Here is a 10,529-nt window from a genome sequence, read left to right on the forward strand (position 1 = left end):
TGTGAAAAAACTACATTACTGATTTTTATAAAGTAGACTTATCTAAAATTAATAATTATTTGCAGTTTTTGTTTTTAAGTGCGCATAAAAATTTTTAATATATAGATACAAAGATGATTCCCAATATATATGCGAAAATTAGTTTTATTTTAAAATAGTTATACAATTTTTATACGAAGGTTCAAGTCATCGTTTGTAGCCAGATGATTAAATATATTCAGGAATAATTTATAAATAATTAATATAAGTAAAATGACTAATCTACGTCAGCGCTTCCTTTATAACTGTTTGACTATTTTTTCTCGATGTTCCAGATCTGTGACATTGAGAGGCTTCCGGGATATATAGAAGGAGGGTACAGTTCTTTATATCGAGAGAACATATGTTCAGGAGACAGTCCAAAAGAAAATAAAAATTAAATACTAATATAAAATTCCAAATAATTATATTTATCATTTCTAACATTATATTGAATTATGTGTAAAAATACTAAAAATTGGAGATTATATTATTTACTTTATAGTATTATATTAAAAGTATATTAATGTGCTTATTATAAAAATCAAAATCGCTTTCCTTAAGTTATAATAATTTCAAACTGCTGGGTCATGATGAGGAGAAGGATATGCTTGAAAATGCCCAAAAAGAGCAACATAGGAATGCCTCTGAAAGGTATTATGCCCGAAAAGAAGAGCAACAAAGAAAAGCCTCTGAAAGGTATTATATACGACAGAAAACCGCTGAAATGGAGAAGCCAGGCGAAAGATTCAGGCGCGAAATCATTAGTCCCTTGACAGAGGCACAACCCATAGAGAGACGACTGATCTTTCTTGAACCAAATGATAACCTAGCCCTGGAGAGGATCATGGGAAAGAGCGATCTTGTCGATACCTCCTATCTGGAACTTGGACTGCTCGCAGCCAGACCAGTTTGCAGAATACAGGTCGTGAACCTCTTCGGCAGACCAGAAGGTTACGGTACAGGTTTTCTTGTCGGCCCAAATCTGCTGCTAACGAATAACCATGTCCTCGATACAGCAGAGCTAGCAAAGAAGAGTTTTGCAGAGTTCGAATATGAACAAGATATAAACGGTCGAAAAAAGACATCAAAATCCTTCGACCTGCGACCCGACGAGGTCTTCGTCACCGATCCGGAAATGGACTTCACATTTGTATCCGTGGCTCCCATTGCCACAGAAGGGACAGAGCTTACCGATTACGGATTACTACGTCTCGTGGAAGACACCGGCAAGGTCCGGACCGGCGAATACGTCTCTATTATTCAGCATCCTGATGGTGGTCTCAAAAATTGCTGCCTGCGGGAAAACAAAGTTGTAGATATCTTCGACGACTGGCTGCACTATCTGACCGACACTCAATGCGGAGCCTCAGGCTCACCCGTATTCAACGATCAGTGGCTGGTTGTGGGCCTGCACCATTCAGGAGTGTCAATGAAAGATGCTCAGGGTAACATCCTCAAGACAGACGGTCAGCCCTATCAAGAAGGCATCGATGCACCCAGTACCATTGCCTGGGTGGCCAATGAGGGCGTGCGCATCAGCCGCATCTTCAAGGCACTGGAGTCGCGCAGTGAGAACGAGCCGATGGCAGCCGAAGCTCTGAGAAGGCTTCGCAGCCATGGCACCGGTCCGGTCGGCCCTGCGATCATAACCGCCCCAGAACCCATCCCCGATGCAGTAATGGAGCTGGGAAAACTGCCCATGGAACATTACCGCCTGGCGGATGGTTACAACCCCGATTTCCTGGGTTCTCTGTACCATCTGCCGCTTCCCAAACTGGCCGAGAATCTCCAGTCCAAAGTCGCAACGCTCAAGAACGGAGGTCAGATTCTCACCTATCTGCACTTTTCAATTGTGATGAATGCCGATCGAAGGCTGGCCTTCTATACCGCGGCCAATATTGACGGCAAGAAGCTGGAGAAGATCAAACGCACCCGCGACAAATGGTACTTTGATCCGCGTCTCGACCAGAAATATCAGGCTGGACCCAAATTGTATGAAGATAATCCACTTGACCGCGGACATCTGGTTCGCCGGCTTGATCCCTGCTGGGGACCAAATGCCAGGGACGCGGGAGAGGATACATTCCATTTTACTAATTGCTCGCCTCAGCACAAGCGCCTCAACCAGCATGATTGGCTTGAAGTAGAAGACTACATACTGAAGACCGCAGATAATGCAAATGCGCAGATATCGGTATTCACCGGTCCCGTCTTCCGCGAAGACGATATGATTTACCGCAATGAATACCTCCTGCCTGCCGATTTCTGGAAAGTGGTGGTATTCGTCAATAAGAACGGAAAGTTCGGCGCCACTGCCTACCTGCGCACGCAGAAGAATTATTTGGAGAGCAGGGAGTTCTTCGACGATGAGTTCAAGACCTGGCAAGTACCGGTAGTGCAGGTTGAAGCGCTGACCGGCATATCATTCGGCTTACCTAAAGATGCCGATCCTATGGCCCGGGCAGCAGCTGAAAAGGGTCTGGAAAGCCAGAGGAGCTATCTCCGGAGGATTCGCTCTGCTGCGGATATAATGCTCTGATACGATTACTTGATGGTTGTTGCCACGGATTAGACAATGAAGCACAGTCTTAGCAATGAATTAACAGGGCTCAAGCCGACAAGCCTTTTTTTCGTGTAGGCTTCACTTCATTTTGTGGGCAAGCTCAATTATTGGTCTTTTTTTCTCCGAATTTATAAACATATTAGTAATGAAAGGTCGTAACTTTCCAATCTTGTTAGAAAGAAGCATTGAGAGTAAAGTTTTCCGCCAACACCTTCACCACACCTATTTCATAGTTCAGTTTTATCTTGCCCTATGTTAAGGTCTGTATTGAAGGAGTTCGTGGGTTCGAACACCATACTTTGCACTAAGTTTTGGGATTACAGGTAACTCAAAAAAACACAACGCTACTGCAAAATTTCAACAAGACTTCTTTTAGAACAAAGTTGTAAGATATGGACTAAAGTCGCTGAATTTTATTCCTGTTAGTGTGTTACTGGATTGTTTGAGATGGGCCAATGAAGAAAGAAATCGAGTGCTACACACCCGATTAACTATAGCATAACTTATCTCAAATTAAAATTTAAGAACTTAATAGCGAATGCTATAAAATTACTCAGTGTAATATTATTTTTTGAAAAATGTAAGTGAAAGTTATAGCTTAAGAATTTTAAAATTTAATTAATAATACAATCCACTTTGAAAATCAGTAGATAAAATGTAAGATCAATTGGTTTTTACCATTCGGAAGTCAGTCTGATCGGAACTACTGGAAGTATCGAAAAAGGGAAAAATATTACCTTACTACTGCTTCCCAAGTTTATTCCCAAGTGACTAATCGTACTACCTAGAATCTCCAGATAAATCTTATTTTATCAAGCCCTTTTGAACATACCAGTCATAATCGTGGGCAAACCGCTCTTTATCAGATTTTACAAGCTGGCAGAAATATTCTGTTGTCTGGCGATGCATTTCATCCTTATCCGGATATTTGATATCTCCACGAATCGATTTTGCTAGCTTTTTACCAAGATCTTCGGCATTTCCCGCAGCCTGTTCGAGTGCAGAAGGATACATCCCAACTGCAACACCAAGGCCACCGACAACAGTAACACCAAGATTCATTAGCACACTGTTCATATATTCTACAACCACATCTGCCTTGCTTCCCCCTGCTGTGGACACAGAGCACCCGAACTTTCCCGTCAGCATCTGGCAATGGATAGCATCCGAAAGTCGGTCAAAGAAAGCTTTCATAGGGGCCGGAACCGAGTTAATATAATTCGGAGCGCCAAAAACGATTCCATCGGAGTTCAGAATTCTGTCAAAAAGCTCCTCAAAGTCATCGATCTGAGGGCACTCCCCAGTCGCATAACAGGCTCCGCACCCTGTGCAGTATTCTATGTGCAGTTTATAGAGATCTATTAGTTCTACATTGGCACCTTCTGACTCAGCACCTTTGAGCACTGATTTTACAAGTTGAAGAGTCTTGCTTTCATTTCCTCTCGGGCTTGCATTAATTCCTAGAATTTTCACTATTATCACCTAGATTAAATGAGTTACACAATGATTACAGGAATTATACAGGATTAATGTATTATTTTTTGCCTTTTTCAGGAATACTGGCGTGAGCTACAGGACTCCTTTTTCCTCTCACTAGAGATGCGAATATTCCAAGAATACAGAAAGCCGTAAACAGCGTGAAAGCATAATGCAGGCTTAAAACGAACTGGGGGTAATATTCAGGCGTGATCTCTACAGGACCGATAACAATTGCAAAGATCATCATTGCGATGCCCATCGACAGCATCTGCCCAAGGAGGCGCATGGTCCCGTTCATTCCCGATGCAACGCCATAGAATCTTTTATCAACGGAACTCATGATTGCATTCGTGTTTGGAGAAGAGAAGAGCCCGAAACCTATACCAAGAATAATCAGGGTGATAATGAGGTGCCAGATAGGAGTTGTTTCTTTAAGGAAAATTAGAAGGAAGAGCCCAAGCGCAGTAAATGTCATCCCTGCGGACGCAACAATCCGCGGTTCAATCTTGTCAGAGAGCCTGCCGGCAATTGGCGAAACCATAGCCATGATAACTGGCTGTGCTACCAGGATAAATCCGGCATGTTCAGGAGTGAAACCTTTCGTGTACTGAAGATCGAGACTTAAAAGAAAGGTCACTGCGTAAGTAGCACTGTAATTTATTAGCGCAGATAGGTTTGAAAAGGCAAAAATTCTATTTTTTGTCAGGAGACTTATGTCAAGAACGGGAGAAGGTGTTCTAATCTCATATAGAGCAAAAATAATTACCCCGAGAGTCCCCACAGCTAAGAGGACAGCACCTTTAAAGTCTGGGAGAACTGAAAAACCATACATTACTGCAACTACAGATGCACCGTATATGACTGACCCTATCAGGTCGAACTTCTCCCCTCTGCACTCAGCCCATTCACCTTTAATCTTCCACAAGATCAGGATAATTGCTGTAATGCCTATGGGAACATTTACGAAGAAGATGCTCCTCCAGCCAAGATACTGCGTCATCGCGCCTCCGAGTAAAGGACCAACAGAAAGCCCAATGTAAACTGCAGTAATATAAGTACCAAGAGCTTTTCCACGCTCACCGGGCGGGAAGACTGAGGTAACGATGGCGACGCCTGTCCCGAAAATCATTGCACTCCCGATACCCTGCATAACCCGTATTCCAATAAGCATTTCCGATGAGAAAGCCATGGTCATAATTAAAGACGAAAGGCTGAAGAGCGTAATACCATAGAGGAAAATCTTTTTCCTCCCATAAATGTCTGCGATTTTTCCGAAAGGGACAAGAAACAATGCTGATGAAAGGAGGTAAGCGGTCGCAACCCAGGAAAGGGCAATAGCATCCATGTGAAATTCGGACCCAATCGCAGGCAGGGCAATATTTACTGCCGAACCGTCAAAAGGAGTAATAAATCCAGAAAGTATCGCAATGAAAAGCACGACCTGTTTCCCTGTGCCGACAACAGAAGCATCAGGTGTATTGTAGATTTCCGGACCTTTAGCAGGTGATCCGGCGTTATTCGTATCTTTTTTCATGTGTATCACTTATCAGAAGGATCGTTATCTATGCTTATGGTGTCAGAAAAATCGCAATCAATTGATATGCAGGATAGATTATATCAGAGACGAAACTCTTCATTAATACTTTTCCTCGTTATGGCTGACTAATCGGTCATTTAGTACAGTTTGTTTGTATTAAACATTACGCTGAAGCAAAACTTTGAAACAACCGTTACTCTGCAACTGTTACGATGTTGATCTTGTCGTTGCTGAGATTTTAGGCCAAGCCTTTTTTCAAAAGGTTTGTGCCACAACCGTTGCACCAGTTGATTGCGCCGACCAGCTTGTTACTGGAGTTTTTCGGTCAAGCTTTTTTTCAAAAGAGTTGTAATCATGCCGATAGTGTTTTGAGATGTGGTCGTCAAATCAAAACTTTCACTCCAAAATACGAGAAGGAAAAATGGAAATACTATTATATTTTTTCGTAGTTGGAAATCCATTACTACTTTTACCCATATAATTTGAAGATGATAAGAATCAATAGAAAGGTTTAGTGCAAAAAGATTACCAAAATTTTCGTCCCCTTCTCAAATTCACCTATCCTGAGGATTTCTGGAAAGGACCCTATGAAACATGCCTGTATTTCGCCCAGATAACCTATTTAAACATTAATATGGATGAAATTTTCTGTAGAAAAAACAAATATGCTTTATACAGTAAAAAAGGCAGTGTTTACTCTGTGGAACGATAGGAAACTCAATTGATATTCTGAATACGAGATTCAGATATGCAATTTTGAATTTTGGGGTCAATCCAGTAATTAAAAGGTCTTTAATCACTTAACTCCAATAATCTAACAGTTGCAAAGTTCCTGCCTAACTTGGAAAACTAAGGAAATCGGAGGATTGATGAAAGAAAAGATGAACCTTTTTATATTAATAGACTGGTTTATGATTATTAACTTATAACAATAACCTAAAGAGATTGATAACTTGGTGACAAAGATTTCTCGTCTATCCAATATCCCGGCGGAATATCATCACCTACCTTAAGCTTCCCTGTTATTCCTGTGTAATTTCCTTATTTCAATTAAATCAAATTGCAGGCGGACATCCTACCCTCAACAGGTGTCCGATCTTCAATTTCAGGGCAAAAACATGTAAAAAATATGATATGTAAAAACTTTAAAGGCAGTGTCCGAATTTGCTGTAAATTCAAAGTTAATTTTGCGTGTATTGAGTATAATTCCGTTCTTTCAATATTGAATTATTCCGTTCTTTCAATATTAAATTTCAAAATACTAACTTCTTGAAAGTTATGATTTTACAAAAAATCGTCACATTGCCGTTAATTTCGATGCAAAGAACATGATCAGGGCGTTTGTCAATGCAATTAAATGTGTCTCTGGATTTGATTTTGAAGGTAAAGCAGATCTAATGTCAATTGAATAACAATAAATTTGGAAGAGTGTATAAATTGAGATTCTCAGAATCGGATGCACTGTTTGAACATCTTGAAGTTGCAGAATATTCGCTAACAATTGCGACATCTATCAAGAGTTTTATATTACCAACAAACATGGATACTTTTATCTAACAGAGGGAGAGGCATAAGAATGAAATTGTGGGTTATTTTAACGGCCTTTTTGTTATGTTTTACAGCAATGCCATCGTCGGCGACTGTCGAAATCCCAGCGGGTACAGTTTCGTCCTACTCGCTAAATATTTCTGGAGAAACTTATGTGCTGACAGGTGATGTTGATGCTTCAGCCACAGCATTCTCAGTAGATGCTGACAATGTAACGTTTGATGGAAAAGGGCACACAATTACGTTTGCACAGAACACGGCTGGCAGCGGGATTTTATCTTCGGTCAAAAATGATATCGTGATCAAAGATGTCACAATCAACCAAAAGAACAAGAGTATAGCATCTGCGTACGGAATATGCTTGGTTGACTGTGATAATGTAAGTATTTTGAATGCTACGGTTGACGTATATAAAGGTGCGGGAATTTATGCAAAGTCAGCATCATCACATGTGAATATCCGTGACTGTAATATTTCCTCAAATATCCATGGAATATTTGCGGCTGACAGTCAATATATAATGGTTAATGGATCTACCCTTAACTCCACGAAAACCAATTCCATCCGTCTATCCAATTCGGGATACTGTAATTTTTCGGGTTGTGAGTGCAACTCTACAAATATTGGTATAAATTTGAATGGTGGATCAAATAACAATACTTTCACTGATTGTATAGTGTCAACTGTTTTTGGAGACAGTATTGACATCAAAGCATCAAATAATAATACATTTTTGAGATGTAATACATCGGCTATTGGAAAAAATAATGGGATTTCGTTAGTCAATTCAAGTTGGAATGCATTCACGGATTGTGTTTCGATTGCTGAATATGGTTTGGGAATAAATATAACTGACTCGTGTGATAATATATTCAACGGGTGTACTGTCAATGTTATTGAAGATATGCCCATAATGATAACAAATTCTACAAACAAATTCTCAAATATGAGTGTTTTCTCTACAAGGGCATCTGCACCACATGATTCCAAACATATTTTAACTGTAGGAGATTCAATTACAAAGGGTGTAGGAGTTAATCACGGGCTCGGGTATGGAGCGTATCTAAACGCCACTCTAAATGCACATTCTCCTACCTGGTACGTGTCTAATGTCGGAATTGGGAGCACCACGGCAGCGCAGGGTCGAGTCACGTTTCCTCAGTGGTTAGATATCTACAATCCTAACATTGTCTTAATCATGTATGGGCAAAACGACATTTCTGCTGGGCGCAGTGAACAGGACATAATTAATGATATACTGTGGATGGCACAGGAGGCAACAAACCGAAGCATCACTCCCTACATATTGACGACTGTACCAATTTCAAAGAATAACTACAAGCGTATATCGTTAAATGACAACCTAACTACACAAGCTGAGTTGGCCGGCATCTCGGTAATAGATACATACGACTCTGTTGACTTATCACCAGAAAACGGTGTACGCGATGGGTATGATATGAATAACTCACGTGATGATGGAATACATCCAAATTCAGCTGGGTATACACTCATGGGGAATTATGTCGCTAAACATATCCTGGCATCTGTATACCCAAACACTGATTTTATCAGTAATGTTACCTCAGAAAAAACTCCCTTGAATGTTACTTCTACTGATAAAAGTACAGAACCGCTAACTTCATGGAACTGGCTTTGGAAATGGCATATTTTCAACAACTAGAAAATCCTACACATAAATATTTCAGAGCAGGAAACTATACTGTTAGCTTATAACGGTAAAGAATGCTGCTAGAAACAACACGAAAACAAAAAAGGCTCTTCGTTATTTTAGGCGGATATCCTCATAATGTCTTCATAAAAACCAACGCGGTCTCGGATTGAAATATCCATAGAGAATGACGAAGAGCCACAAAAATGAATTGAGCCTTTGCTAATTTCTGAATTAATACTTTAATCTTAAATTAAATGCATTAAATCCCTTTTTTATTAAAAAATTGCTTTTCAGGCTGTCTCAAAACCATTTTGAATATTACAATTGGGTAATACCCATTTCAATTTTTACTTCATTTTGCATGGCTGTCAGATAAATGAAAGCTGTGTTATTTTGAGTCATTTGTTGTAGTTTACGTAAATTTCTAATGTCTATAAGGTACCATAAAGCAATATTTTTAAAAGAAGTCCTGGATGATAGGCTGGACAACTTTCCTTAGAGTAAGTGGATTCTATGGCATTAATATCAACAACATCTGCGATGTCGTTTCGTACTCTGGCAATATGTTTTTAAGAGACAAAATCTTTCAGGCCTAATGGAAGTAAAAATTGCTGCGTTTGATTGTACTTTATAAACATGGTGAAACACTAAAATTAAATTTTGTAATAATTATAACTATTCTGTGGTTTTTAACCCAAATGTACGATCAGACATAGTTTAGAGACTGCCTATCTTTAATATTTTTAAAAATTTTCAGAATTTTACTTTATAATCTGAAATTAGTACTTTTTTTTCACAACCTAAATTTAATGTTGATTTCCTGTAAACTGTAGCATTTTTATTGCAATACATTTTGAAAAGATATTGCTCCTTCCCATAAACCAGATAAATTCTTTTCTTAACCATCCTGAATTTAACTGAATTTCCCGTGATAAAATTAAAGCTGATCGTTAGTTCATTCTTCACAGCTCTTTGATGGTTTCCATCCCTCAGTTTATAATACAGCTCTTTAATGGATTCCATCCCTCAATTTCTAATGCTTCCAGTACTGTATAAACTCTGCGATCTGTAGTTCCGCTTTGTTCTGCTATTTCATCTATGGTCGCTTTAGAGATCGTTCCGTCATTCCCTGCTTTACACTGGATCAGTAATGAAGCTATTTCATTGAATGTCTTTTTAGCCCCGTTAAATTCTTTGACCTTGCTGTAGTCCTCTGTACTTGATAAATTCAGAAATTCCCTTGCAAATTGTTTTGACGTTTCACTAACATTCACTCCCTTCTCAGGTGTCCATTCCAAAAAATCCAGTTTGCATGCTTGCAGCTCTGCAAGATATAGTTCATCATTTTGATCTTCCATAAAGTTACCAACTCCTAAAATTAGGCCTTCTGTGTGATTCTATGTATGATTCTATTTTTCTATTAGATTCGATTCTTCTACTTATTGGAGGTCGAAAGATAAAGCACTTTTTAGTTCAGAATTCTATCAAAAGTATGAGCCTATTCCAAAACCAACTTTTATTTCCAAATTCATATGCGTTTCTGAGTTACCTGACTTATAAGTATTAGGAGTTACGCAGTTGGCTCCTAGCATATTGTTTTTTCCAAACTTTCAAATATTTGAATTAATTTAACGTGTATTGGGGATTCCTTAAGTATTCTGTCACTGCCACTCTTCTAATTTTCATAGCACTTTCAAACCAGGATA

Annotated in this window: 7 protein-coding genes and 2 pseudogenes; 4 read left to right on the forward strand and 5 right to left on the reverse strand. The window is 39.3% G+C overall.

The window, feature by feature from the left end:
• The first annotated feature begins 625 nt into the window (after positions 1–625).
• Both A9239_RS01100 and A9239_RS18695 read left to right on the forward strand, forming a co-directional pair.
• Positions 626–2,560: a DNA/RNA non-specific endonuclease gene (locus tag A9239_RS01100; protein ID WP_048118821.1), complete on the forward strand. Its 1,935-nt coding sequence runs from the start codon at positions 626–628 to the stop codon at positions 2,558–2,560.
• A 400-nt stretch (positions 2,561–2,960) separates the two neighbouring features.
• Positions 2,961–3,086, forward strand: a pseudogene (locus A9239_RS18695) (ISH3 family transposase); the annotation flags it as partial.
• A 302-nt stretch (positions 3,087–3,388) separates the two neighbouring features.
• Here A9239_RS18695 and A9239_RS01105 read toward each other — a convergent pair.
• The gene (locus A9239_RS01105) at positions 3,389–4,057 is read right to left on the reverse strand and encodes a flavodoxin family protein (protein ID WP_048118823.1); all 669 of its coding nucleotides are present in this window, start codon (positions 4,055–4,057) and stop codon (positions 3,389–3,391) included.
• Between the two features lie 61 nt (positions 4,058–4,118).
• Positions 4,119–5,597 (reverse strand): MFS transporter, encoded by a 1,479-nt coding sequence (locus A9239_RS01110; RefSeq protein WP_048155058.1) that lies wholly within the window; start codon positions 5,595–5,597, stop codon positions 4,119–4,121.
• Positions 5,598–6,114: 517 nt separating this feature from the next.
• On the opposite strand from A9239_RS01110, the gene fpoO reads away from it, so the two are divergent.
• Positions 6,115–6,312 (forward strand): F420H2 dehydrogenase subunit FpoO, encoded by a 198-nt coding sequence (fpoO, locus tag A9239_RS01115; RefSeq protein ID WP_052712721.1) that lies wholly within the window; start codon positions 6,115–6,117, stop codon positions 6,310–6,312.
• Positions 6,313–7,224: 912 nt separating this feature from the next.
• Complete coding sequence (locus A9239_RS01120) at positions 7,225–8,832, forward strand: GDSL-type esterase/lipase family protein (RefSeq protein ID WP_176722078.1); 1,608 nt, start codon at positions 7,225–7,227, stop codon at positions 8,830–8,832.
• A gap of 348 nt (positions 8,833–9,180) precedes the next feature.
• Here A9239_RS01120 and A9239_RS17890 read toward each other — a convergent pair.
• The 3 genes and pseudogenes from A9239_RS17890 to A9239_RS01130 all read right to left on the reverse strand — a co-directional run.
• A pseudogene (locus tag A9239_RS17890) lies at positions 9,181–9,461 on the reverse strand (transposase); the annotation flags it as partial.
• A 115-nt stretch (positions 9,462–9,576) separates the two neighbouring features.
• Positions 9,577–9,846, reverse strand: coding sequence for a hypothetical protein (locus A9239_RS01125; RefSeq protein WP_048118833.1), 270 nt, complete (start codon positions 9,844–9,846; stop codon positions 9,577–9,579).
• Positions 9,813–10,181 (reverse strand): hypothetical protein, encoded by a 369-nt coding sequence (locus tag A9239_RS01130; protein WP_048118835.1) that lies wholly within the window; start codon positions 10,179–10,181, stop codon positions 9,813–9,815. The genes A9239_RS01125 and A9239_RS01130 overlap by 34 nt, the downstream gene beginning before the upstream one ends.
• Positions 10,182–10,529 lie beyond the last annotated feature (348 nt).

The organism is Methanosarcina sp. A14 (assembly GCF_001729375.1).
In the GTDB taxonomy this organism is placed as follows: Archaea; Halobacteriota; Methanosarcinia; order Methanosarcinales; family Methanosarcinaceae; genus Methanosarcina; species Methanosarcina barkeri.

Excerpts from the sequence above, each read along its gene's own strand:
- A9239_RS01100 (WP_048118821.1), top strand. The coding sequence starts at position 626 with ATGCTTGAAAATGCCCAAAAAGAGCAACATAGGAATGCCTCTGAAAGG.
- A9239_RS01110 (WP_048155058.1), bottom strand. The coding sequence starts at position 5,597 with ATGAAAAAAGATACGAATAACGCCGGATCACCTGCTAAAGGTCCGGAA.
- A9239_RS01120 (WP_176722078.1), top strand. The coding sequence starts at position 7,225 with ATGCCATCGTCGGCGACTGTCGAAATCCCAGCGGGTACAGTTTCGTCC.
- A9239_RS01125 (WP_048118833.1), bottom strand. The coding sequence starts at position 9,846 with ATGGAATCCATTAAAGAGCTGTATTATAAACTGAGGGATGGAAACCAT.
- A9239_RS01130 (WP_048118835.1), bottom strand. The coding sequence starts at position 10,181 with ATGGAAGATCAAAATGATGAACTATATCTTGCAGAGCTGCAAGCATGC.